Here is a 23,391-nt window from a genome sequence, read left to right as displayed (position 1 = left end):
TGACCACCTAAGGAGGTAGTCAGCGCATTAAAATGTGGTAATTCTCTAAGGCTTAGCAGCCAGCGAGACGAGCAGCCAGGTAGGTTTCGAGTTCATCAATCTTGACGCGCTCCTGCTCCATGGTGTCGCGCTCACGCACGGTGACCGCGTTGTCCTCGAGGGAATCGAAGTCATAGGTCACGCAGAATGGTGTACCAATCTCATCCTGGCGACGGTAGCGGCGACCAATTGCACCGGATACGTCATAGTCGATGTTCCAGAAGCCACGCAGCTTATCCGCCAGTGCCTTTGCAGGGGTGGACAGCTCTTCCTTCTTAGACAGTGGAAGAACAGCAACCTTGACTGGGGATAGACGGCGGTCCAGCTTCAGCACGGTACGGGTATCAGTTCCGCCCTTAGCGTTAGGAACCTCTTCCTCAGTGTATGCATCAACCAGGAATGCCATCATGGAACGGCCCAGGCCAGCAGCTGGCTCAATGGTGTAAGGGATCCAGCGCTCTTCAGTGGTCTGGTCGAAGTAGGACAGGTCCTCACCAGAGCCCTCCGCATGCACGCGCAGGTCATAATCGGTACGGTTTGCCACGCCCTCGAGCTCGCCCCACTTGGAGCCAGCAAAGCCGAATGCGTACTCCACGTCAACGGTGCGCTTGGAGTAGTGAGACAGCTTTTCCTTCGGGTGCTCGTACAGACGCAGGTTATCTGGGTTCACACCGAGATCGATGTACCACTGCAAGCGGTTATCAATCCAGTACTGGTGCCAGTCTTCATCTTCACCTGGCTTGACGAAGAATTCCATCTCCATCTGCTCAAACTCACGGGTACGGAAAATGAAGTTACCCGGGGTGATCTCATTACGGAAAGACTTACCAATATTCGCGATACCGAATGGTGGCTTCATGCGCGCAGAGGTCATCACGTTCTTGAAGTTAACGAAGATGCCCTGTGCGGTCTCTGGACGCAAGTAGTGCAAGCCCTCTTCATCATCTACTGGCCCCAGGAAGGTCTTCAGCAGGCCAGAGAATGCCTTTGGCTCAGTCCAGTTACCTGGCTGGCCGGTCTCTGGGTCATTGATATCTGCCAAGCCATTTGCTGGTGGGTGGCCGTGCTTTTCCTCATATGCTTCCAGCAGGTGGTCTGCACGGTAGCGCTTGTGGGTGTGCAAAGACTCCACCAGCGGGTCGGTGAAGACCTCAACGTGACCGGAAGAAATCCAGGTCTGAGTTGGCTGGATGATGGAGGTGTCAATACCGACGACGTCGTCGCGGGATTGCACCATGTGGCGCCACCACTGGCGCTTGATGTTTTCCTTGAGTTCCACGCCCAGCGGACCGTAGTCCCATGCAGAGCGGGATCCGCCGTAGATTTCGCCGGCCTGGTAGACAAGGCCACGACGCTTACAAAGATTTACGACGGATTCGATCACTGACGCCATAGTAAAAAAGACTCCTCTGGTAGGGGACAGCCAATGGTTATAGTGCGGCCTATTCTATATGGTGAAAGAAATTCATGTTTGGCCGGGGTGAAAGTTTAAAAAATATGGCACGACAACAAAATTGATAGACTCGCAATATGACTCTTCATTCCGCAAGCTCTTCTACCCCCAAGCTTGGCATGCGCACTACTAAGCAGCGCATTGCGGTTGTCGAAGTACTGCAAGATATCGACCGCTTTTTGTCGGCGAAAGAAATCCATTCTGCGCTTCAAGAACGTGAGGCTAAAGTTGGTCTCACCACTGTCTACCGCACATTGCAATCCTTAGTGGATATCCAGGCCGTTGATGCCCTGCACTCCCCCACGGGCGAAACGTTGTACCGCCACTGCGAAACGGACTCGCACCACCACCACTTGGTGTGCACCAAGTGCGGGCGCACCGAGGAAATCGATGGTGGCCCAATCGAGCAGTGGGCGCGCGATGTTTCCGAAAAATATGGCTTCACGCTGACCGGCCATGACGCAGAAGTGTTTGGCATCTGCGGCAAGTGCCAGGCGCAAATTTAGCCGCCCAGCAACATGCCCAGCAAATAGGTAATGAGTGCTGCGCCCAAGCCAATGGCCAGCTGGCGCAGTGCTCTGGTCAGTGGTGGTTTTCCGGAAATTAGACCGGTAATTCCGCCGGTAACCATCAATGCGATAGACACCAGGATGATTGCCAAAATCGCCCCCGGGTTGACCTCCATGCCAAAGATGAATGGGATGATCGGAATCAGCGCGCCGGTGGCAAAGAAGCAGAAGCTCGATAGTGCTGCCGACCAAGCTTCACCAATAACGCCGTGGCTTTGGGCTTGTTTGCTGGTCTCCTCCGTCTTCTGAGACGTCGAAGAGTCCTGTGACTTGCTGCGATCCTGCAGGGTCTTGAATACGGTCCGAGCTTTCTTCTCGGCATCCTCGTGGTTCATGCCGCGTGCTCGGTAAATCAGCGCTAGCTCATTGGCGTTAACGTCCAATTCGCCGGCTAGCTGGGTAGCCTCGGCTGCTGGTCGAGATGCTTCCAGCAGCTCATTTTGTGATTTCACGGAGATGTACTCACCCGCTGCCATCGACAGCGCACCCGCGAGCAGACCGGAAACACCGGTCAACAGCAGCATCGATGATGGCGCGCCCGAGCCCATCACGCCGATGACCAGCGCCAGGTTAGACACCAGGCCATCATTGGCGCCAAAGACCGCGGCGCGGAAATTGCCCGAGATCTTCTCCCGGCCCTGAATGGCTAGGCCGCGAACAACCTCAGCGTGGACGCGTTCATCGGCAGCCAACTGCTCTGATGCGTCATCATCATCCATATACGGGTTGCGGGACTCCGCCGACTGCATCAGCGCGAGCGTGAACACAGAACCAAAATTCTTAGCCATCCAGCCCATGAACTGCGTATTGAGGTCAGGCTTTTGCGGCATGCCGATGTATTCGCCCAGCATTTCTTGCCAGTACTGCTCGTGGCGCGACTCGGCATCGGCGAGCTTGAGGAGAATCTCGCGCTCCTCACCCTTCTTCTTGCGCGCCAGCTCACGGTAGACCGCCGCCTCAGCGCGTTCATTAGCCAAATACTTGCGCCACTTATTAATCTGCTGGCGCGTTGGCTGCTCCATGGTTTCCATCCTTGCGGCACAGTCCTTTAAGACCCCAGAGCAATGCACCCTGGGGTCAGTAAGTTTTAAGCATTGCTATTTTGTTCCCCCGAAACGACGATCCCGACGCGCGTATTCTTCAACCGCAGCGAAAAGATCTTCAGGAGTGAAATCAGGAAATAGCTTATCCTGATAAACCAGTTCTGCATAGGCCGACTGCCACAGCAGGAAGTTCGAGGTGCGCTTTTCACCAGATGGGCGTAAGAAAAGATCCACGTCCGGCATCAGCGGGTCATAGAGGTACTTCGCGATAGTCTTCTCATTGACCGCGGATGGGCTCAGCTCGCCCTTTTTGACGTCTTCGGCCATGGTGCGGAAGGCATCGGAAAGCTCTGCTCTACCACCGTAATTAACGCACATGACGAGTGTCATCTTGGTGTTGTCTTTGGTCAGCTGCTCTGCTGCCTCCAACTCCTTGATGACGGAGCGCCACAGCCGTGGGCGGCGACCTGCCCACACCACGCGGACGCCGCGCTCATTGAGCCACTCACGCTGGCGGCGCAATACGTCGCGGTTAAAGCCCATGAGGAAGCGAACCTCATCTGGGGAACGGCGCCAATTCTCCGTGGAAAAGGCGTAGGCCGAAAGATAAGGAATCCCCAGCGCCAAGCACGCGTCAACCACTTCGAGCAGCACAGCTTCGCCGCGCTTGTGGCCTTCGGTGCGCTTCATTCCACGCTCTTGTGCCCACCGGCCATTGCCGTCCATCACAAGTGCAATGTGATTTGGTAGAAACTCCGCCGGAATCTGGGGCGGATGAAGAACTCTATTGGGGTCTGGGGTAATCACGTTTTAATACCTTACTTCAGTTCCTGATCCATCACAGAGAGTGCATTCACTTTTCTTTCCAGATGCCACTGCAAGTGTGCTCGGATGAGCTGATGTGCCTCCCCTGCTTGGGCAACCGTGGCATCTGCCTGGTGCCCATGGGCAATCAACCACATGATGTGCAGTGTTTCCGGGTCTATGTCCGCGGCACCCGGTGGGCGGCAATTACCGCACGTGGCTCCACCCACGGCTGGGTGGAACGCATGGTGTGGGCCGGCTTTGCCGCATTGTGCGCAATTGAAAAGGCTCGGTGCCCAGCCGGCGTACTCCATGGCTTTGAGCAGGAATGAGTCCAGCTCCCGCATGGGTCTATCGGTATCTTGCAGCTGTTTGAGCGTGTGCACGACCGAGTTATAGAGGTATGGATCCTCATCCATGCTCAAGCGCTCGGCGGCTTCCAGCATCACGCAAGCAGCAGTGTACTTGTCATAGTCATCAATGATCTGTGCACCGAAATAGTCCACGGTATCTGCTTGCGTGATGGTCGCCAGGTTACGGCCAGAATATAGCTGCACGTCCAAGTTAACGAAGAGCTGCAGGCGCGAGCCGAACCTGGATTTGGCGCGACGCACGCCTTTTGCCACCGCGCGCACTAAACCATGGTTTTTAGTCAGCAGGACGATGACGCGGTCTGCTTCGCCGAAGTCATAGCTGCGGATAACCACCGCGCGGTCGCGAAAAGAGGGTCTAGAAGCCAAGGCGCCCCAAGGACTTCGGATCAGACTGCCAGTTCTTTAGCACCTTGATACGCAGGTCCAGGAAGACATTTTGTCCCAGTAACTGGATGATTTCCTTGCGTGAGTTGCCCACAATGCGGCGCAGACGGCGGCCGTCCTTGCCTTCCAAGATCTTCTTCTGCCCTGGGCGCTCCACGTAGATAATCGCGTGGACATCAAGCACATCTTCACGATCTTCGGATGGCAGAATCTCATCCACCTCAACAGCGACTGAGTGCGGCAGCTCATCCTTCAGACCGGATAGTGCGGCTTCACGAATCAACTCAGAGATGCGCTTATTGGTGTCATCATCCGTGATGTGGTCATCCGGGTAGAACTTCGGTCCTTCCGGCAGATGCTCGATAAGCACCTTGATGAGGTCCTCAATCTGCACGTTCTCCACCGCGGAGACCGGAATGACGACTGCGTCTGGATTATTTTCCGACAGCAGCTCATATAGTGCCAGCAGCTGTGCGCCGACCTGATCCTTGGTGGCGCTATCCAGCTTGGTCACGATGCCGATGATTGGCGTCTTCGGCGCAATCTCACGCACGTTCTCCAGAATCCAGCGGTCGCCGGGGCCGATCTTTTCATCAGCCGGGATGGTCAGACCAATGACATCGACGTCCTGGTAGGTGTCTTTGACGATCTCATTCAAACGCTCACCCAACAGCGTGCGTGGGCGGTGCAGCCCCGGTGTATCCACCACGATGACCTGGGCGTTATCGCGGTGCACCAAACCACGGATAGGGTGACGCGTGGTCTCTGGCTGGTCAGCAGTAATAGCAATCTTCTGCCCCACCAACGCATTAGTCAGCGTGGACTTGCCAGTGTTCGGGCGTCCGACAAAGCTCACGAAACCTGAGCGAAAGCCCTCAGGGGTGTTGGTGTACTGGCTGTAATCCGCCATGGGACTTGCATCCGCGCCGGACATGGCCGCCTCAAATGGATCTTCTGGTGTGTTATTCATTGACCTGCATCTTAGTCCGATTTCGCCCAATCCCCTAGTCTGGCTACACCAAATCCACCAAGCTTTGGATTTCTTGGGCTTTCTGCACCCTAACTTCTTGTTCTTTCGCAAACGCCCAATCTGATGTCAGCGCCAGCGCTTCACACACCTCATCCATGCACATCTCCGGCTCAAATACATCAAATAGGTCTGTGACCAGGATGCACGCGAGCCGAATCGGCTCGCGCAATAACACTGGAACGACCACGTACTGGTCTTCGTCTGTGCACATACACTCAATCTGTTCGCAGACCTCTTCCACCGTCGATGACCACAGCGCCGGTATCACCGGTGTACTCGCCGCCCATTCATAGTCGCCGAGAAAGTCCTTCCGGAAAGCCTCATCATGAATATGCGCGTGAAACTCACTGGCAGTAATCAGCCTCAGCCGCGCCTCAATCCGATGAGTCGTTGTGTGCTTTGCCATGAGTCGACCTTCCCTGTGGACACGTTTTGTGTGCTTCGGTGCAGGGCCCTTATGTAGCTTGCCTATGAGTTAGCGGACCCTAAATTGCTTAGTTCTTAATGCTACGATCCGAAAGGAGCTTTTGCCACCAGTTTTTCACACGCTTCTACACTTCCACTAATCAGCCAGAGTTTAAGAAGACTTCATGACCTGTAGTTTTAAACTACTTCGCACGAGGCGTCCCCAGTCAAACGTAGGTACCCACCTAGGTTCTTTAGATTGCTCCCAAATCCGAGGTTCCGAAATATCGCTGAATGCGGTTATAACTGTCCAGCTCATATAACACTTCCTCCAGATCAATGTCATTCCAGTCATCGATATAGACTTCTGAATCAATGTCCTCGAATGACGGTATGTGCTTCAAAGACAACAGCTCAAGGCCAACTAACCAGGCATCTTCATCCATATCTGCAATCACATGCTCGCCAATGCTTAGTGAGTACGCCACCTCATTATCATTGAGCTCGATATAAGCTCCCTCCCCGCCTAAGAAGCTAACGCCCAATGGAACCGATTGATACTTGTTCATTTCTCTCCCCGAATATCTTGTGATTCTGCTGCGGTTTCTTATTTAGACTGCCGCGAACATCGATCGGTTCCGGTTAGTGGCAATTCAAGCTTCGCCAAGAAAAGAGAAACTCCGGATAGCTACCCTTCTACAGGCAACTGTCCGGAGACTGCATTTCCAATTCGAACCACCCAACGGGATACTAGGGAGCGACGCGCTCCATCTCGTCTGGTTCAGCATTTACTTCATTGCTCTTTGCTAATGTAACTTCAGATTCTTGTCCTCGCACAGATGCTGCGCCATTTCCGATGCGCAGTCGCGCATATTTCTCCTGCTCTTCCTGGTAGTCAATACCGAGCGGACGGCGCGGGACATCGTGAAGCAACAGTGCTGCGATGATGGAGAGCAAGGACATCACGATGATGTAGCCGGCAATCGCGTTAGTTGAACCGGTAGCCTCCAACAGTCCCTGGCCAATAGTCGGTGCGAAAGCGCCGCCGATAACTGTGCCCACGCCATAGGAGATGGACACACCAGAGAAGCGGATATCCGCTGGGAAAAGCTCGGTGTACCAAGCAGCCTGTGGACCGAAGCTGAAACCAAGGCCGACCGCGAAGAGTGCCAAGCCGATAGAAAACTTAATTGGGTCAGCGGTATTGACCAACGCGAACATCGGGAAAGCGAACACGATCAGCCAGACATAGCCAAAGAGGTAGGTATTACGGCGACCAAAGTAATCGGATGCGATGCCGCTAAGCAGCGTGGTGATGAACCAGACCAGAGCAGCGCAGCTGATGCAGAGCATTGCCGTGGTGCGGTCGAAGCCAATTGGACCCTCTGGATTAGTCGAGTACGCGGTGATGAAACCACCAGTTGCGATGTAACCGGATGCATTGGAGCCCGCGAAGAGAACTGCTGCCGCAAGGATCAGTGCCCAGTGCTTCTTGAAAAGCTCTGCAACTGGTGCCTTTGGCTGCTCCTTGCGGACAGCGATTTCCTTGTAGATAGGGGTCTCATCCACGGAGCGACGGATGAAATGGCCCAGCAGAACCAGAACGAAGCTCAGGATGAATGGAACGCGCCAGCCCCACTCAAGGAAAGCATCACCAGGTGAAATAACACCTGACATCAGTGCGAAGACACCGGTAGCCAGCAGCATGCCAAGCGAAACGCCCATCTGTGGGTAAGTACCGGCCAGACCCCGCTTGCGTGGGGAGGAGTGTTCCACTGCCATCAGGGCAGCACCGCCCCACTCCCCACCAGCGCAGAGTCCCTGGAAGAGACGGAGAAGCAGCAGCAGGATTGGCGCAGCTACGCCAATCTGAGCATAGGTCGGCAGAAAGCCAATCGCCGTAGTCGCAACACCCATGCCGATAAGAGTTGCAACGAGTACTGACCGACGGCCGAAGCGATCGCCCAGGTGTCCCGCCAAGAACGCCCCGAGTGGACGGAAGAGGAAGCTGATACCAATGGTAGCTAAGGACAGCATGAGACCGAACTCAGAGCCCAGCGGCTCAAACATCAACGGCGCGAATACCAGCCCAGCTGCCTGAGCGTAGATAAAGAAGTCATAGTACTCGATTGTCGTGCCGGCAATCGTCGCAAAAGCAACGCGGCGATCTTTCGCCTTGGTATTTGCAGCCATGTCCATCCCCAGTCATAAACTCGAATCAGAATAAAAACAACACTGCTGAGCGGCTATTTCCTACTCAGAGTGTCCATCGATATTCAAGCACAGAAACACTGAAATCCCGGTGTCGAGGAACGGGCTTCAGGAGCTGCAAACTTTTCCTTCACTTAACGAGTTTTCCTGTGGGATAGCTGCTATGGCCTTCTTCAAGCGGAAACGCGGATTAGGGCGCCGAAGGTTTTAGGGACAGATATTTAATGGTATTACCATTGGGTGTGAATATTAATGCCCAATTCTAGACAGCTTAGTCCGGAATAGTGAGCCGTGAGCTACCAAAATTCCGGGTTATCAGCGAAGAATAGCAACGCGCCCAACGCGAGAATGAAGCTAATCAGCGCGATAAACACCGTGACTTCTGCCCAGCGTGGCTTCTCCGAATTCGTGGCGAGGACGATGCCCGCGCCAATCCCTGCGAAGATGGCCATGAAGATGACACTAAGCATGAGCATAATGAACATCATCGCGAGGCCTCCTGGACCACATTGGGGTTTGTGGCTCCGAGGATATCGCAATTCGGGAAATAGGGATCAAAAAATCGACGTGGCTTTGATGCGCACGCCGATTAATTTCCTGAAGTCGATTAGATCTTGGTGACCTCGAATTGCAGGCGAGGGTTAGCGAAGAATTCCTGGGATTCGATGAGCTGGAGTTCTTCGGTGCCGGCTTCGTAGGTCTGCTGAAGCAGGTCGAAGACAGAGGATGCCGTCCGGGCAAGAGCCACGGAAGCATCACGGGTGGCGGTGTAGTGACCAGCAAAGAGCGCGGTGGTGACATCGCCGGAGCCATTGCGCTTGAATGGCAAGAATGGGGTCTTCACAATATAAGCGTCATCGCCGTCCGCTGCGATCATCTCAATGAAGCCTTCAGCGGTTTCTGGGCGCTGAACAGAGGTCACCAGGACAACGCGTGGCCCCATGGCTTGTGCGGTCTTGATCGCGTCTAGGGTCTCCTCTAGTGTGCCGACCTTCTTGCCGGTGAGGAAGCCGAGCTCAAATTGGTTCGGGGAGATAATGTCCGCAACTGGAACGACCTTATCGCGCAGCAGTGGTGGAATCTCATCAGAGACAAAGCAGCCAGACTTCTCATTACCCATTACTGGGTCGCAGGCATAAAGCGCATCAGGGTTCACGGCTTTGATGCGAGTAACAGCATCAACAATCGCGCCGGCAATATCCGGTCCGCCCTGGTAGCCGGAGACAATCGCGTCAATCTTTTCAAAAGTGCCGCGGCGCTCAATCCCATCGATAATGTCAGTAACCTCGGTCGCAGGCAGCAGCGGGCCACCCCAATCGCCATAGCCAGTATGGTTGGAGAAATTAACGGTGTGGATTGGCCACACTTCATGACCTGTGCGCTGCAGCGGGAATACAGCAGCGGAATTTCCAACGTGGCCGAAGGTGACGTGCGATTGAATCGACAGGATATTCATGTAAGGATATGTTACTCCGGCCACCAAACAATAATTTAACCGGCGTCGGATTAGATTCTTGTAAACCGTGGCTTAAGAATCGAAGTCGGTATCAATCTGCTCATCTAAGGTTTCCCGGTCCGCAGCAGAAGGAAAAGCCTTCGGGCCCGAGGGCTTGGGCTGGAACTTGAGGCCGCGCTTGGCCAAAGAGTCATACCAATCCGCGAGCAACTCATTTTGCAGCGCGAACATCTCTTGTTCTTCTGACGGGGTGCGGTGGTCATAGCCCAGCAGGTGCAGGCAGCCATGGGTGGTCAATAGCGCCAGCTCATGCGAAAGCGAGTGGCCGGCGGCTTGAGCTTGTCGCTCGGCGAAAGCTGGGCAGAGCACGATGTCGCCCAGCATGGCAGGAGAAGCATCCGGCGAATCCGGGCGTGGGGTCATCGCACCTGGGGTGAGCTCGTCCATGGGAAAGCTCATCACATCAGTTGGGCCTTCCAGATCCATCCAGCGGACATGGAGATCCTCAATCGTCTCCAAGTCCACGCACGTCATGGTCAGCTCCACATCAGGGCTAATGTCCATCGCCCCCAGGGCAAAGGACGCGACGTCAATGAGCATTTCCTCATTGACACCATCGAAACCGGACTCATTGAAAAACTCAATGCTCATGCGTTTTACTGCCCTTTGCTTTCATAGGAGTTATTGCCATTATCTGCATCGAACTTGTCATATGCTGATACGATACGTCCGACCAACTGGTGACGCACCACGTCCGAGGACCCGAGGTCCGCGAAGTGCACATCATCAATATTGCTCAAGATCCTGCGCACTAAGCGCAGGCCAGAAATCTGACCCTTAGGCAGGTCCACCTGGGAGATATCACCAGTGACCACAATCTTGGAGCCAAAGCCGAGACGAGTCAGGAACATCTTCATCTGCGCTGCCGTGGTGTTCTGAGCTTCATCGAGGATGACGAATGCGTCATTGAGAGTACGACCACGCATATACGCCAGCGGAGCGACCTCAATGATGCCGGCTTCCATGAGCTTCGGAATCATCTCCGGATCCATCATGTCGCGCAGCGCATCATAAAGCGGGCGCAGATAAGGGTCAATCTTGTCATTGAGCGTACCTGGCAAAAAGCCCAGCTTCTCCCCTGCCTCAACCGCAGGGCGGGTCAAGATAATGCGCGAGACCTGCTTATTCTGCAGCGCCTGTACAGCCTTTGCTACCGCAAGATAGGTCTTACCGGTACCAGCAGGACCAATACCGAATACAATCGTGTTGTCATCAATGGCCTGGACATACTCTGTCTGCCCTAGGGTCTTCGGACGCACGCGCTTGCCACGACGCGAGACAATATCAGCAGCGATAGCTTGGGATACTGATTCTGGCGCATCCACGGCGATCATGTCGAGGGTGTGCTTGACCGTATCTGGGGAAATCGCATGCCCGCGGCGCGCGATTGCTTCTAGCTCATCCAAGGCTTTCTTTGCCCGCGCTACCTCGTAATCAGGACCGGTTACGGTGACGGTGTTGCCGCGCGCAAAAAGATCCGCATCCAGCAAGTTATTTAATACCCGCAGGTTGTCATCACCCACGCCCAATACTGAGCTGGTGTAGGCGGAATCTACATCGAATTTCTTGGTTATGATAGCCACGTTCTTCAATTTACCAGCGCTCCTTACCACCTATCGGTGCGTACTCCGATAGCTGCCAACGCCACCATTGCCGCTGATGCTGTCCTCAGCACCTCAGAGCCTAGTTTGATGGCTGATGCTCCTGCTTCTTTTAGCTTCGATAATTCCTCATCACCAATGCCGCCCTCCGGCCCAATGATGAGCACGACATCATCAGTGAGCGGGACATTCTTGATGGACTCTGTTGCGTCTTCATGTAATACATAAATCAGCGGGCTGTCTCGCTGATTTAGGTGCTCAATGAGTTGTGGCGTGGTCAGTGGACCTGAGACATGCGGGATGCGAGTGCGGCGAGATTGCTTCGCAGAAGATTCGGCTTGCGCTTGCCACTTCTGCAATGCCTTGGGGGCTTTCTTGCTATCCCATTTCGCAATGCAGCGATCGGCTTGCCAAGCAATGAACTCATCAGCGCCGGCTTGAGTGGCCAGATCGATTGCTAGTTCGGAGCGCTCCGACTTCGGGATTGCCTGCACTACCGTCACGCGGGGATTTGGGTCCGGCTCTTGGCCTACCTCATCGACTTGTGCGCTCAGCGTGTCCTTGCCCTGGGTATCCTGCACCGTGGCTACAACGTACATGCCTTCAGCATCACGGTTCAGTTCTTGTGGGGCGTGAATCAGCAGAACTTTTTCGCCGGGAACAATCCTTTTGACCGTCACCGCGTGGCGGCCTTCGGGACCGGTTAGCGAGATGACATCGCCAACTTCTATGTTACTAAGGTCAGGATGCAGGAACGCGGGCAAAGACATATCTAGCGCCTAAAGCGGTCGCGGATGCGGTCGAAGAAACCTTCGCCATCACCATCTTCGGAATTGTGGACCTTGGTTTCTTCCTCGCGCTTATCGCGAATCTGCTCGAAGAGTTCCTTGGTCTTCTTATCCAAGTTGGTTGGCACGACGACCTCGACGTGAGCATAGAGCTTGCCGTGGCCATCGGTACGCAGGCGTGGCATACCCTTGCCATCGAGCTCAATCGCTGCATCTGGCTGGGTGCCTGGCTCAATATCAATATCGATGGTTTCGCCATCGAGGTGCTCGATGGGGAAAGAAGTACCAAGGGCTGCATCAACCATTGGCACGCGGACCGACAAGTGCAGGTCATCTGCATCACGAGTAAAGACTGGGTGCTTCTGGGTGTGCACCTCAACATAGAGGTCACCAGCTGGGCCGCCGCCATGGCCAACCTCGCCTTGGTCTGCCATGCGAATACGCATGCCATCACCAATGCCTGCTGGGATATTAACGGTCAGATCGCGGCGCTTCTTCACGCGGCCATCACCACCACAGTGGTTACAAGGATCCTCAATGACTTCACCAAAGCCCTGGCACTGTGGACAAGGACGGGACGTCATGACATTGCCCAGGAAAGAACGCTGGACTTCCTGGATTTCACCAGCGCCGCCACAACCAGTACAGGTCACTGGCTTAGCCTTAGATGCAGAACCGGAACCGGAGCAGCGGTCACAGAGCACCGCGGTATCCACGGTGACGGTCTTACGCAGACCCGCATAAGCCTCTTCCAGGGTGATGCCGGTACGCAGCAGCGCGTCATTGCCTGGCTGCACGCGAGAGCGTGGACCGCGTCCTCCGCCGGAAGAGCCACCGAAGAACTCAGCAAAGATATCGCCCAGTCCGCCGCCGCCAAAGCCGCCAGCTCCACCGAAGCCGCCGCCGCCAGCTTGGCCCTGCTCCATTGGGTCAGAGCCCATGTCTACAATCCGACGCTTTTGCGGATCCAGCAAGACTTCCTGCGCCAAAGATGCCTCACGGAACTTCTCGGCTGCCTCAGCATCATCCGGATTAACATCTGGGTGGTACTTACGCGCTAATTTGCGGTACGCCTTCTTAATTTCCTGATCGGATGCATTAGATTCCACGCCTAAGATGCCGTAGTAGTCACGAGCCATGGTGAGTTAAAAATTCCTTCTTTGATTGCTTATATTTCTAAACGTTTTAAGAGTTGAAAGATGCGCTTTGAACACTCTACTAGTGGTGAACCATCACTCGTGTTTGAGGATGTCACTGACATAGTGTGCAACGGCGGAGACCCTGGACATTGTTCCTGAATAGTCCATAAATGTTGGACCCACCACACCTAGTCCACCCAGGACCTCTCCATCAGTGCCATAGGCGGTGGTGACCACCGATGCTTGACGCAGCTGGTCATCATCATGTTCATCACCAATCACTACCGAGATATTGCCTACTTCTGGCACACGGGTCAAAAGATTGAGCACCACTACTTGCTCTTCAAGTGCCTCGAGGATGCTGGAGAGGTCTACCCCGCGTGCAGCTAAATGATTGCGCGTGAGGTTAGGGGTGCCGGCAAGCAGGTAGCGCTCGGCTGGATACTCCACGAGCGTATCCACCAAGACGGTGGCCGCCTTGCGCAGGTGCGGGCGGATATCCATGGGTGCGGATTCTTCTAGCAGATCCAAATGGGTCGTGGCGTCATTGAGCGTCTTGCCGGCCAAAGCATTATTGAGGAAGTCCCGCAGGCGCGCCACCTCATCGGGCTCGATGATGGTGTCGAGCTCCACGTTGCGTTGCTCCACGCGGCCATTATCTGTAATCAGCACCAGCAGCAGACGCACGGGCGTCAGGGCCACGACCTCACAGTGTTTGACCGTGGACACTTTCAGATTCGGCATCTGGACAACCGCTGCAGAATTGGTCACCTGCGCCAGCATGCGTGCTGCGCGGTGCATGACATCCTGTAAGTCCACGCCGCCTTCGAGGAAAGTCAGCATGGCTCTGCGCTCTGGCTGCGACAGTGGTTTTAAGTCATGGAGAGAATCCACGAAAAGGCGGTAACCCTTTTGCGTGGGCACGCGTCCTGATGATGCATGGGGTTGGGTAATCAGGCCTTCAGATTCTAAGACGGACATGTCATTGCGGATGGTAGCTGAGGATACGCCCAGCTGATAGCGCTCGAGCAGCGCCTTTGACCCGACGGGTTCCTGCGAGGAGATAAAGCCTGCAACGATAGCGCGCAGGACTTCTTTTCGCCTGGCGTCAGTGATACTCGACATCTAGCACTCGCCTCCTTCGATTGCTAAATCTTACCCCATGAGCACACCAGATGTTAAGTGGCGTGCACTCAGGCTTCTTCGGCGAGAAGAAGGTCGGTAATGATGCCATCGGCAAGCAAACGGCCCTTGTGCGTGACATGTAAGCTGCCGTCTTCTGCTAGGAGCCCGCGGGAGATGAAATCATCAATCACCGGCTGTGCTTTGGCAGAAAGTAGGTTGCGGTCAATGCCTTCCTTCAAGCGCAGGCCGAGCATGATTTTTTCCATGTGATGCTCATCCGCGCTCAGGGTTTCCGTATCCGCGATGGGCAGCTCACCCTCGCCCAACATCTTGATGTAGCGACCCGGTAGCTTCACGTTGTAAAAACGCTGATCACCAAGGTGTGAATGGGCGCCAGGGCCCGCGCCCCACCAATCCTGATCGCGCCAATAGATCATATTGTGACGGCACTCCCCGCCCTCTTTGGCCCAATTGGAGACCTCATACCAACCAAAGCCAGCATTATCCAAGGTCTCAGCGATGATGTCATAGCGGCGAGCCATCGTATCCTGGTCCGGCATGGGCAACTCGCCCTTCTTCACCTTTCGTGCCATGCGCGTGCCATCTTCGACGATGAGCGAGTAGGCGCTGACATGGTCTACTCCTGCATCAAGCACGAGCTCCAGCGTGCGGCGCACGTCATCATCGGTTTCTGTCGGCGTTGCGTAAATCATGTCGAGGTTGACGTGCTCAAAACCTGCTGCGCGGGCTTCTTTGGCGGCCTCAAATGCGCGGCCCGGGGTATGTGCGCGCTCCAGGACCTGCAGGACGTGCGCGGCAGCTGATTGCATACCCAAGCTAATACGCGTGAAACCGGCCTCTTTAAGCTGGCCAAAGAATTCTGGCGATGTGGATTCTGGATTCGACTCCGTAGTAATCTCTGCGTTCTCCGCAATACCGAAAGTATTGCGCGCGGCATTGAGTACCCGGGTCAGGCCCTCCCCACCCAAAAGGGATGGCGTCCCGCCGCCGATAAAGATGGTATCTGCAGGGCGATTTACCTTCGCTGCGGCAATCTCTAATTCGCGCTCTAATGCATCCAAATAGGGTCCGGTGAGATCCCGCGGGCTCCCCAGCTCACCTGGGGTATAGGTGTTGAAATCACAATAGCCGCAGCGCGTTGCACAAAACGGCACATGGATATAAAGCCCGAACGAATCCTTCATGGCCATTACACTAACGCTTGGGCCGAAATACGTGTAATCTTGTCACATCATTTACTTGATGATATGAAGCTTGAAGTCAACCTAAGAAAGGCACCCGCTGGTGGAACCCCCGAGTCGATGTCCCCGCTACCAAAATACTAGGTGGTGGGGATCGCTATGATGACCGCAATACTCATGATTTTGGGCGGCATCGTAGTTATTGGCCTAATCATCGTTGCAAACGCCTTCTTCGTAGCGCAAGAATTTGCCTACATGTCTGTCGACCGCACCCAGCTCCGCACGCTGGCAGCGGAAGGTGACACGCGCGCGCAACGTGCTCTAAAAATTACAAAACAAACGTCCTTCATGCTCTCTGGTGCCCAACTGGGCATTACGGTGACCGGCCTGCTCATTGGTTATGTGGCGGAGCCGCTCGTAGGTGAAGGCCTCGGCATCCTGCTGGGCGGCGTCGGTGTTCCGACCGCTGTCTCCGTGGGTGTCGGTACCGTGCTGGCGCTGGCAGCGTCCACGATTGCAACCATGCTCTTCGCGGAACTCTTCCCGAAGAACTATACCATTGCTGCACCAATGAAGTCCGCTTTGTGGCTGGCAACCCCATCCATCATCTTCCTTAAGATCTTCGGACCGCTGGTCCACTTCTTTGAGTACTCCTCCAATGCCATCTTGAAGATGTTCAAGATTGAGCCACTAGAAGACGTGGATTCTTCCGCGACCTCTGGCGATCTGGAATCCATCATGGATAACTCCCGTGAATCCGGTGATCTGGATGATGACACCTACTTGGTGTTGGACCGTTTGCTGCAATTCCCACACGATGACGTTGACCACGCGATGGTTCCACGTTCACGTGCTGACGTGGTGGAACCTGACACGACTATCGCTGAAGTGCGTGAGTTGATGGCCTCCAACCACACCCGCTACCCAGTCATTGATGATGACCACAATCCAATTGGCATTGTGCACCTCTTTGATGTTCTGGCGTGGGATGGTGACCCCCAAGCTCCGGTGACCGAGTTGATGAAGGACACCGTTGTGGTGCCGGACTTGATGGCTTTGCCGAGCTTGGTGGAAGAATTGCACCACGCTGATGAGAAATTAGCGTGTGTCATCGATGAATACGGTGGCTTCGTCGGAATTGTCACCTTGGAGGACCTCGCTGAGGAAATCTTGGGCGATATTGCCGATGAGCACGATATTGAAGAGACCGAGGAAATCACTGAGCAGGATGACTCGCACTGGCTCGTCGATGGTGACACACCATTGGATGAGATTGAGCGTGCCATTGGCCATGACCTTCCAGAAGGCGACTTTGAGACCATCGCAGGTCTGCTGATTGCTCATACTGGCTCGCTCGTGGTGCAGGGTGAAACCCACACGATTGATCTGGAAGCTGAGCCTGAAGACTGGGTGGCTGATGATGCCCCAACGCGTCAAATCAATGTGCGTGTGGAGGAAGTCGACCGCCATGTCCCATCGGTGCTTTCCATTGAGTTGGTTGAGCACACTGCATCTGAGAATGAAGCTGAATCAGATGACGCTGACGAGGAAGAGGAGGTGCGCTAATGGATAACTGGATTATCAACCTCATCATCACCCTTTTAGTGATTGTCGCATCTGCGTTCTTCGTCATCATTGAGTTCTCCTTGCTTAGTGCAAGGCGCAACCGTTTGGAAGAAACCGCGGAAACCTCCCGTGCTTCACGTGCTGGTCTGCGCTCTTTGAATGAGCTGACCATCATGCTGGCGGGTGCGCAACTGGGTATTACTGCTGCGACCTTCATTCTGGGTGCTGTGACCAAGCCTTGGGTTCACCACCTCTTGGTGGGACCTTTGGAGGCGCTCAGCTTGCCTACGCAGGTCGCTGACGTTGTCGCCTTTATTGTCGCACTGTTTATTGTCACCTTCTTGCACCTGGTGATTGGTGAGATGGCGCCGAAGTCTTGGGCGATTACTCACCCGGAGACCGCGCTGCAGATCATCGCTATCCCAGCCCGTGGCTTCATTTGGCTCTTCCGTCCACTGTTGAACTGGATTAACCACATGGCCAATGTCATGGTACGTAAAACTGGTGAAACCCCAGTCGACCGCGCCGGCGCTGCCGGCTATGACGTGGATACCCTGCGCACCTTGGTGGAGCACTCCCGCGATACCGGTGCATTGGATGAAGAATCTGCTTCTTCGATCACCGGCGTCATTGAGCTAGAGACTTCCACCGTGGGCGAGTTTGCTCGCCTGCATGGTTCTGAAGTTGTGCCTTTGCCTTCGGATGCCACCGTTGCTGAGCTGCAATCCCTGTGCGTGTCCAAGGACATCATGCGTGTTCTGATTTACCCGAAGAACTCCCGCATGCCACAGATTGTGCACGTTCGTGACACCTTGTTAGCTGAGGCTAACGAGCCTGCGCTGCAGTTCTCTCGTCCTGCGCTGACCGTGGCTTCTTCCAGCACCGTTCAGCAGACTCTGGACCACATGCGTGCTCGTAATGAGCAGATGATCATGGTGGGCAAGTCCAACAATAAGCCAGGCGCCCAAGGCGTGTGGATTTTGACCTGGGATGACATCATGGGCCAGCTATGGCCTCAGATTACCGAGGAGCTGGACAAGGTTCCTACTCTCCCACCCGAGGAGCGCGCTGCTTTCCGCCGCCCGCAGGTACCTGTTGAAGAGAGCTAGCCTTTAGATAGAGCGTAGGTTTCCAGAATCACATCTGGGACCTACGCTTTATTTGTTTCTGCGTACCGCCTGAATCATCGCATCAACTGCTAAGAACGCCACCAGGCTGATTCCAAACATTGGCGCGATTAATGAATACGCACACAGGAAGGCGATGATTGCTAGCAGGACCTTGGGGTTGGTTTTGCGCCACTGCCCTGCTGCCGTGAGTCTTCTTTTGCGCCACCATGACCGGTAACCCAGGAAAATCACCGCCAGAAGCCCCAACGCAATAACTGCCAGCACCACCTGGTTGATCCACCCGAAGAGCGATCCCATGTGCAGCTGAATCAACCACGCCGATAGTTTCGCGGCCAGTGGCCAATCAGCATGGTCAATGCGGTCAACCACTTCCCCAGTCGAACCGTCGACTGCAACCGCATCATTTTCCATCTTCCACGGTTCACGCATCTCTGTCACATGCCAAATACCGTCAGCTACTTTTGGCAGCGTCATTTCAATTACTCCGCTCATGCCTGCATCGCGTGATACGGCTAGCGCCGTATCTATCTGCGAGTGACGAGCTGGCTCAACCATGTCTTCACTGTGCTCGGAGTGATGACTGCTGTGATTGCTGTGCTGGCCGTGGCCATGATGTTCGTGTTGGGCGGAAAGACTCGGTTGTTCCCAGTCCAGCTCCGCACGTAGGTTCGCGATATTGCCGCCGGCCATGGAGGACCAGGTCAAACCGGTGATGGTCAAGAAAATAAAGCCCGGCAGCAACCACACTCCGAGCTTGCTGTGGAGCGACTTCCTGCGCTTAAACCACAGCCATAGTCCCACCAGTGACAACATGCCCAGCCATGAGGCAGCGACCTCTGAGTAGATTCGGCCCGGCTCCCCCATCCACAGCTGGCGGTGTCCTTCAGAAAGCCAGGTTCTTAATGGCAATGCCCGTGAGGAACCCTATTGGACTAATTGTCCAGTGACTTCCAAAGAGCCTGGGTCCACGAACACTGCTTGCCGGTAGCTGCTACTGTCTAGTCCTGGATCCTCAAAGAGGACTCGCGTTGTCGCATCTGGATCTTCGGAAGTCTGCACCGCGGAAAGCTCCAAGTCTGGGTGCACTGCTTCCGCAACCTCAACCTGCTCAGCCAAGGGCCGAGCTGGTTCCTGCGAGCTCGGGGTCAGTACATCGCGATACACGACGTTCTCGATACTAGGCGCGAATGCATAGAGCAATCCGGACAGCGCCGCTATCACTAGCAACGGCGCAACAAAGACACTGACAACCGTGTGCAGCCGATAGATGACGCCACATGCGCCGTTCTTTCTCCGAAGAGTTTTAGTTGATGTGGAAGTTTTCACGCCTATAACGTCGCGCATGCAAATGCATAAGTTCCGTGAGGGATTTGATACTTGCCCCTGTTTAGCCCCAGCGGAAGTTCCCAAGATTTTGCGAAATCACGAAATCTATGAACCTACGTGTTGGTGATAATGGGTGAAGGTTTCCTTTTGCACGCGGCTTTCTGGGAATTCACGAAAAGGCGAAATTTTCAATCGCCTGAATATAGTGTTTGGGCCGGTTGAAGTTTTCGCGGTTTGGCGAAATCTCTTTGGGGCTCTTGATTGATATTGATGGCGTGGTGAGATCACAAAAGCTCCAGCCAGGTGGCTGGAGCTTGGAAGTTAGCTTCTAAATTCTAAACCTGGATTAAGGCTTAGTAGAAACGAGGAAGCTCGATGTTGAACTGCTTAGCAATTGCGCGAGCCTGAGGGGTCTGGGAAGCGAAAGCTGCTGCGCCACCAACGATGGTAGCCAGGGAAGCTACGGTGTAAACGTAGGTCAGCTGGTCAAAGCCATTTGCGGAGTCGAAGTCCTTGGCGGAGCCCCAAACAGCGCGCTGGGAATCGGTTGCGTCCAACTCGGTCGCAACGGTGGAAGAGGTGGAGCTGGTGGAAGAAGCGTTGGAGCCCTCTTCTGCAGCCAAAGCTGGGGATGCGGAGAAAGCAACTGCAGCAGCGGTAGCAGCAGCAACGATGGAAGTACGGATAGAACGCATGTAAAATACCTTCCTTGCAGGGATTAAGGGCCCGTATGAAATAGCATAACTAAAAATACATACTAGACCATTTTTTAACGTTTATAGACTCCGATGAAGTCACGGGGTCGCGCCTCACTTTTGCGTGGAGCACTCTGACTATCATAGCACCACAATGCTAACTCTTTGGAAATTAGATTCCCATAATAGAAATTGCCCCGAATAGTATATTCATCTAAACCAATTAGATGTATAAAATCGGGGACGAAAACCGAGGTTTAAGCAGTTGTAGCCTTGCGCTTTGCGGCGGCACGCTTTGCAGCCACCTTGGCCACAATACGGTCAATGCGGGCGCGTTCCTCCAGGAAAGGTGGAGGATTGTAGCCACGCATGGTGCGTACATACGCCGGGTGTGAATCCACAACAGTACGGTGCCAACCATTGGCGGCAGCGATAACCTGCTTGCCCACGCGGTTATAGAGCTGAGGCAAAGAAACCATGTCCAGGTTGCGCGCCACGGCATCGGTCTGACCGAGGACGTACTCCACGACCCCACGCAGATAGTCCACGGTTGCAGCGGTGCGATCCTGCAGCGCCGCAGCGAGCTGGTGAACAGCCACGGGCGGGCCATCAATCGGATAATCCGCTTCCAGCGTGCGGGCATTGAAAGCATGTGGTGCTTCCATGTCATGATTACCGGAAGGAGCCGCCGAGATAGTGCCAGAACGCAGACCAGAAACCAGCGCCTGACGCAGGCCGATCAGCTCACCAACGCAACGGCCGGAATCCACACGGGCATCTTCGACGATATCGCCGAGCTCAGCCAGGCAATCTAGGGCCAGATCCGCGTCCCAATCTTCAATCGCCTCAATGAGGTTTTCAACATACTGGGCGATTTCATCACCGATATTGTAAATCTCTTGAGTGAGCTCGCGGTGCCGAAGCTCGGCGGCAATTTTGTGCATTGGCTCGGCGTATCCTTTCCGCAGTTTCTACCCAATCAGTGACTTAAACCTATCCCTCAAGTTGAACTTGAGGGTGATGGTTAACGCGACTGACTTTATTCCAGATTCTGCATGAAATCTGTTAGACACTCCGTAAATTCACAGCGAAGATCTCTAGCGGGTGTAGAGGTGGTCAATCGCGTCCGCGTAGCGCTGGGCCACAACATTGCGCTTGACCTTGAGCGTTGGGGTCAGCTCATTGCCTTCCTCAGTCAGATCGGACTCCAGAATGTAGAACTTCTTGATGCCCTCTGCATGCGACACAGTTGCATTAACTTCATTAATCGCATCCTGAATCTCCGCGCGCAATTGCGGATCAACCGCCAATTCCTTGATGTGGCGATTCTCTGGAATATTGCGGGTCAGCTTCCAGCGCTTGAGTGCATCAGGGTCCAAAGTAATGAGCACGCCGATGAATGGCTTGCCATCACCAACCACCATCGCCTGGGATACCAGTGGATGTGCGCGCAGAATATCTTCCATCGGTCCAGGAGAAACATTCTTACCGCCCGCGGTGACAATGAGGTCCTTCTTGCGACCAGTCACCACAAGCTTGCCATTGTCTTGAATCTCGCCCAGGTCGCCGGTGTTGTACCACTCGCCTTCAAAAGCTTCCTTGGTGGCTTCCTCATTATTCCAATAGCCATCAAAGACGGTTGGTCCCTTGACCAGGATTTCACCTTCATCATTAATTCGGATGGTCATGCCACCGATTGGTGGGCCGACGGTGCCGATTTCCTGGTCGACAAAGTCCACGCTGGCGGCAGCTGCTACTTCTGTCAGGCCATAGCCTTCATAGACTGGCACGCCGATTCCGCGGAACCAATGCAGTAGATCCTTCCCCATCACAGAGCCACCGGTAATGCAATAGTGCACGGAGCCGCCAACACCATCACGAACCTTCGAGTACACCAAGCGGTCAAAGACGCGGTGCTTTGCCTTCAAAATCTTATTGGGGCCCTCTGGAGTATCCAGTGCCTTCGAATATTCAATGGCGGTTTGCTCCGCCTGCTCAAAAATACCGCGCTTGAGTGGTGAGCCCGAAGCCGCTTTTTGAGCTGCTGAGTTACGAACCTTTTCAAATACTCGTGGCACGCCCAGAATCAGGTTCGGGCGGGAGCGCTGGAATTCCACAGACAAAGTGGAAAAATCAGACCAGTGGTTTTGGGTTGCACCACTCATCGCCACTGCCAATGACACAGCACGGGAAAACACGTGCGCCAGCGGCAAGAATGTCAGAACGCGGGAACCAGGAACAGCAATAGCACCAATCGGGTTGGTCAATAGGCCACGGGTTTCCGCCAGCCAATTGCGGTGGGTCAAAATACAGCCCTTGGGCTTACCAGTGGTGCCAGAGGTATAAACCAGTGAAGCCAAGTCATCAGCAGAGGTATTTTCAATACGCTCATTGACCTGCTCATCTTTGAGGGTGCGGCCCTCAAATTTCAAAGTGTCAATCGCAGAGGAATTAATCTCAAGGATTCGGCGCAACTTCGAGGTGGAGCCATGCAAAGCTGGGGCACCCGAGTCATCGATCAGCAAATGCTGCACCAACTCGGTGTGGTCGGTGTTTTCGGTTATGGCTAATACTGCCCCGGAGTCCTCAACCATCCACCGCACCTGTGAGAGTGAAGAAGATGGATACACCGGGACAGACACCGCGCCAGCTGCCCAGATAGCAAAGTCCAGCAGGGACCATTCATAACGGGTCTCAGAAATAATAATGACGCGGTCGCCCTGCTCAATACCGGCAGAAATCAGGCCTTTAGCAACATCGAATACCTCACGGACAAATTCTTTCGCCGTAACATTGACCCACTCATAATTAGCGGGACGGGTAAACATCACGCCATGCGGACGCGCCCGAGCCATGTCCATCATCGCAGTTAGACAGGTCTCATTAGGTTCTATTTCAAATTCTGCGGGAGTGAAAGTTTCTTGCAGAGTCACAGCTTAGGCCTTCCCTACTGCTTCATGAGGAAAATAACTCTTACCACCTTATCAATGC

22 protein-coding genes and 1 pseudogene are annotated in these 23,391 nt (G+C 54.4%); 3 read left to right on the top strand and 20 right to left on the bottom strand.

Going from position 1 to position 23,391, the window contains the following annotated elements; all coding sequences use genetic code 11:
- Positions 1 to 52 precede the first annotated feature (52 nt).
- A complete protein-coding gene (locus ACG98I_RS04650) occupies positions 53 to 1,432 on the bottom strand; it encodes a glycine--tRNA ligase (protein WP_394718770.1) in 1,380 nt (459 codons plus the stop codon).
- Between the two features lie 137 nt (positions 1,433 to 1,569).
- Between ACG98I_RS04650 and ACG98I_RS04645 the strand changes: the two genes are divergently transcribed.
- Positions 1,570 to 1,998 (top strand): Fur family transcriptional regulator, encoded by a 429-nt coding sequence (locus ACG98I_RS04645; RefSeq protein WP_394718768.1) that lies wholly within the window; start codon positions 1,570 to 1,572, stop codon positions 1,996 to 1,998.
- Here ACG98I_RS04645 and ACG98I_RS04640 read toward each other — a convergent pair.
- The 15 genes from ACG98I_RS04640 to hemW form a co-directional block, all read right to left on the bottom strand.
- The gene (locus tag ACG98I_RS04640) at positions 1,995 to 3,083 is read right to left on the bottom strand and encodes a VIT1/CCC1 transporter family protein (RefSeq protein ID WP_394718766.1); all 1,089 of its coding nucleotides are present in this window, start codon (positions 3,081 to 3,083) and stop codon (positions 1,995 to 1,997) included. The genes ACG98I_RS04645 and ACG98I_RS04640 overlap by 4 nt on opposite strands.
- 75 nt (positions 3,084 to 3,158) lie before the next feature.
- A complete protein-coding gene (locus ACG98I_RS04635) occupies positions 3,159 to 3,911 on the bottom strand; it encodes an isoprenyl transferase (protein WP_394718765.1) in 753 nt (250 codons plus the stop codon).
- Between the two features lie 11 nt (positions 3,912 to 3,922).
- Entirely contained in the window at positions 3,923 to 4,648 is a 726-nt protein-coding gene (gene recO / locus ACG98I_RS04630; protein ID WP_394718764.1) for a DNA repair protein RecO, read from the bottom strand.
- Positions 4,638 to 5,636: a GTPase Era gene (gene era, locus ACG98I_RS04625; protein ID WP_394718762.1), complete on the bottom strand. Its 999-nt coding sequence runs from the start codon at positions 5,634 to 5,636 to the stop codon at positions 4,638 to 4,640. The genes recO and era overlap by 11 nt, the downstream gene beginning before the upstream one ends.
- Before the next feature lie 43 nt (positions 5,637 to 5,679).
- A complete protein-coding gene (locus tag ACG98I_RS04620) occupies positions 5,680 to 6,102 on the bottom strand; it encodes a hypothetical protein (protein ID WP_394718760.1) in 423 nt (140 codons plus the stop codon).
- Between the two features lie 253 nt (positions 6,103 to 6,355).
- The gene (locus tag ACG98I_RS04615) at positions 6,356 to 6,670 is read right to left on the bottom strand and encodes a DUF2283 domain-containing protein (RefSeq protein ID WP_394718759.1); all 315 of its coding nucleotides are present in this window, start codon (positions 6,668 to 6,670) and stop codon (positions 6,356 to 6,358) included.
- Between the two features lie 181 nt (positions 6,671 to 6,851).
- Complete coding sequence (locus tag ACG98I_RS04610) at positions 6,852 to 8,294, bottom strand: MFS transporter (RefSeq protein WP_394718757.1); 1,443 nt, start codon at positions 8,292 to 8,294, stop codon at positions 6,852 to 6,854.
- Positions 8,295 to 8,608: 314 nt separating this feature from the next.
- Positions 8,609 to 8,788, bottom strand: coding sequence for a hypothetical protein (locus tag ACG98I_RS04605; RefSeq protein ID WP_394732532.1), 180 nt, complete (start codon positions 8,786 to 8,788; stop codon positions 8,609 to 8,611).
- 131 nt (positions 8,789 to 8,919) lie between these two features.
- Positions 8,920 to 9,768, bottom strand: coding sequence for a pyridoxal kinase PdxY (gene pdxY, locus ACG98I_RS04600; protein WP_394718753.1), 849 nt, complete (start codon positions 9,766 to 9,768; stop codon positions 8,920 to 8,922).
- Between the two features lie 72 nt (positions 9,769 to 9,840).
- On the bottom strand, positions 9,841 to 10,419 hold the full coding sequence (gene ybeY, locus ACG98I_RS04595; RefSeq protein WP_394718751.1) for an rRNA maturation RNase YbeY: 579 nt from the start codon (positions 10,417 to 10,419) through the stop codon (positions 9,841 to 9,843).
- A gap of 5 nt (positions 10,420 to 10,424) precedes the next feature.
- Positions 10,425 to 11,411 (bottom strand): PhoH family protein, encoded by a 987-nt coding sequence (locus ACG98I_RS04590; RefSeq protein ID WP_394718750.1) that lies wholly within the window; start codon positions 11,409 to 11,411, stop codon positions 10,425 to 10,427.
- A gap of 23 nt (positions 11,412 to 11,434) precedes the next feature.
- Positions 11,435 to 12,199 carry a 16S rRNA (uracil(1498)-N(3))-methyltransferase gene (locus tag ACG98I_RS04585; protein ID WP_394718749.1) on the bottom strand — a complete coding sequence of 255 codons (765 nt, stop codon included), beginning with the start codon at positions 12,197 to 12,199 and terminating at the stop codon, positions 11,435 to 11,437.
- A 2-nt stretch (positions 12,200 to 12,201) separates the two neighbouring features.
- The gene (gene dnaJ / locus ACG98I_RS04580; RefSeq protein WP_394718748.1) at positions 12,202 to 13,356 is read right to left on the bottom strand and encodes a molecular chaperone DnaJ; all 1,155 of its coding nucleotides are present in this window, start codon (positions 13,354 to 13,356) and stop codon (positions 12,202 to 12,204) included.
- Positions 13,357 to 13,449: 93 nt separating this feature from the next.
- On the bottom strand, positions 13,450 to 14,481 hold the full coding sequence (gene hrcA / locus ACG98I_RS04575) for a heat-inducible transcriptional repressor HrcA (RefSeq protein ID WP_394718747.1): 1,032 nt from the start codon (positions 14,479 to 14,481) through the stop codon (positions 13,450 to 13,452).
- Between the two features lie 68 nt (positions 14,482 to 14,549).
- Positions 14,550 to 15,686, bottom strand: a complete 1,137-nt coding sequence (gene hemW, locus ACG98I_RS04570; protein WP_394718745.1) for a radical SAM family heme chaperone HemW — start codon at positions 15,684 to 15,686, stop codon at positions 14,550 to 14,552.
- 156 nt (positions 15,687 to 15,842) lie between these two features.
- Here hemW and ACG98I_RS04565 point away from each other — a divergent pair, with 156 nt between their 5' ends.
- Together ACG98I_RS04565 and ACG98I_RS04560 are read left to right on the top strand one after the other, a co-directional pair.
- Positions 15,843 to 17,249: a hemolysin family protein gene (locus tag ACG98I_RS04565; RefSeq protein ID WP_394718743.1), complete on the top strand. Its 1,407-nt coding sequence runs from the start codon at positions 15,843 to 15,845 to the stop codon at positions 17,247 to 17,249.
- Positions 17,249 to 18,358 carry a CNNM domain-containing protein gene (locus ACG98I_RS04560; protein WP_394718741.1) on the top strand — a complete coding sequence of 370 codons (1,110 nt, stop codon included), beginning with the start codon at positions 17,249 to 17,251 and terminating at the stop codon, positions 18,356 to 18,358. Before ACG98I_RS04565 ends, ACG98I_RS04560 begins: the two co-directional genes overlap by 1 nt.
- Before the next feature lie 48 nt (positions 18,359 to 18,406).
- Here ACG98I_RS04560 and ACG98I_RS04555 read toward each other — a convergent pair.
- From ACG98I_RS04555 to ACG98I_RS04540, 4 genes and pseudogenes are all read right to left on the bottom strand, one after another.
- Positions 18,407 to 19,723: pseudogene (locus ACG98I_RS04555) on the bottom strand (PepSY-associated TM helix domain-containing protein).
- Between the two features lie 335 nt (positions 19,724 to 20,058).
- On the bottom strand, positions 20,059 to 20,400 hold the full coding sequence (locus tag ACG98I_RS04550) for a hypothetical protein (protein WP_394718739.1): 342 nt from the start codon (positions 20,398 to 20,400) through the stop codon (positions 20,059 to 20,061).
- 257 nt (positions 20,401 to 20,657) lie between these two features.
- Entirely contained in the window at positions 20,658 to 21,344 is a 687-nt protein-coding gene (locus tag ACG98I_RS04545) for a hypothetical protein (RefSeq protein WP_394718737.1), read from the bottom strand.
- A gap of 153 nt (positions 21,345 to 21,497) precedes the next feature.
- Complete coding sequence (locus tag ACG98I_RS04540; protein WP_394718735.1) at positions 21,498 to 23,333, bottom strand: AMP-dependent synthetase/ligase; 1,836 nt, start codon at positions 23,331 to 23,333, stop codon at positions 21,498 to 21,500.
- Positions 23,334 to 23,391 lie beyond the last annotated feature (58 nt).

The organism is Corynebacterium sp. L4757, from assembly GCF_043673995.1.
GTDB lineage: Bacteria > Actinomycetota > Actinomycetes > Mycobacteriales > Mycobacteriaceae > Corynebacterium.
The sequence above is the reverse complement of the archived record's forward strand: the minus strand, read 5'-3'. Positions and strand labels throughout refer to the sequence as shown.

What these genes read in the sequence shown, in the direction of transcription:
- ACG98I_RS04650 (WP_394718770.1), bottom strand. Translation starts at nt 1,432, where the DNA reads ATGGCGTCAGTGATCGAATCCGTCGTAAATCTTTGTAAGCGTCGTGGC.
- ACG98I_RS04645 (WP_394718768.1), top strand. Translation starts at nt 1,570, where the DNA reads ATGACTCTTCATTCCGCAAGCTCTTCTACCCCCAAGCTTGGCATGCGC.
- ACG98I_RS04640 (WP_394718766.1), bottom strand. Translation starts at nt 3,083, where the DNA reads ATGGAGCAGCCAACGCGCCAGCAGATTAATAAGTGGCGCAAGTATTTG.
- era (WP_394718762.1), bottom strand. Translation starts at nt 5,636, where the DNA reads ATGAATAACACACCAGAAGATCCATTTGAGGCGGCCATGTCCGGCGCG.
- ACG98I_RS04620 (WP_394718760.1), bottom strand. Translation starts at nt 6,102, where the DNA reads ATGGCAAAGCACACAACGACTCATCGGATTGAGGCGCGGCTGAGGCTG.
- ACG98I_RS04615 (WP_394718759.1), bottom strand. Translation starts at nt 6,670, where the DNA reads ATGAACAAGTATCAATCGGTTCCATTGGGCGTTAGCTTCTTAGGCGGG.
- ACG98I_RS04610 (WP_394718757.1), bottom strand. Translation starts at nt 8,294, where the DNA reads ATGGCTGCAAATACCAAGGCGAAAGATCGCCGCGTTGCTTTTGCGACG.
- ACG98I_RS04605 (WP_394732532.1), bottom strand. Translation starts at nt 8,788, where the DNA reads ATGCTCATGCTTAGTGTCATCTTCATGGCCATCTTCGCAGGGATTGGC.
- pdxY (WP_394718753.1), bottom strand. Translation starts at nt 9,768, where the DNA reads ATGAATATCCTGTCGATTCAATCGCACGTCACCTTCGGCCACGTTGGA.
- ybeY (WP_394718751.1), bottom strand. Translation starts at nt 10,419, where the DNA reads ATGAGCATTGAGTTTTTCAATGAGTCCGGTTTCGATGGTGTCAATGAG.
- ACG98I_RS04585 (WP_394718749.1), bottom strand. Translation starts at nt 12,199, where the DNA reads ATGTCTTTGCCCGCGTTCCTGCATCCTGACCTTAGTAACATAGAAGTT.
- dnaJ (WP_394718748.1), bottom strand. Translation starts at nt 13,356, where the DNA reads ATGGCTCGTGACTACTACGGCATCTTAGGCGTGGAATCTAATGCATCC.
- hrcA (WP_394718747.1), bottom strand. Translation starts at nt 14,481, where the DNA reads ATGTCGAGTATCACTGACGCCAGGCGAAAAGAAGTCCTGCGCGCTATC.
- hemW (WP_394718745.1), bottom strand. Translation starts at nt 15,686, where the DNA reads ATGAAGGATTCGTTCGGGCTTTATATCCATGTGCCGTTTTGTGCAACG.
- ACG98I_RS04565 (WP_394718743.1), top strand. Translation starts at nt 15,843, where the DNA reads ATGATGACCGCAATACTCATGATTTTGGGCGGCATCGTAGTTATTGGC.
- ACG98I_RS04560 (WP_394718741.1), top strand. Translation starts at nt 17,249, where the DNA reads ATGGATAACTGGATTATCAACCTCATCATCACCCTTTTAGTGATTGTC.
- ACG98I_RS04550 (WP_394718739.1), bottom strand. Translation starts at nt 20,400, where the DNA reads ATGCGTTCTATCCGTACTTCCATCGTTGCTGCTGCTACCGCTGCTGCA.
- ACG98I_RS04545 (WP_394718737.1), bottom strand. Translation starts at nt 21,344, where the DNA reads ATGCACAAAATTGCCGCCGAGCTTCGGCACCGCGAGCTCACTCAAGAG.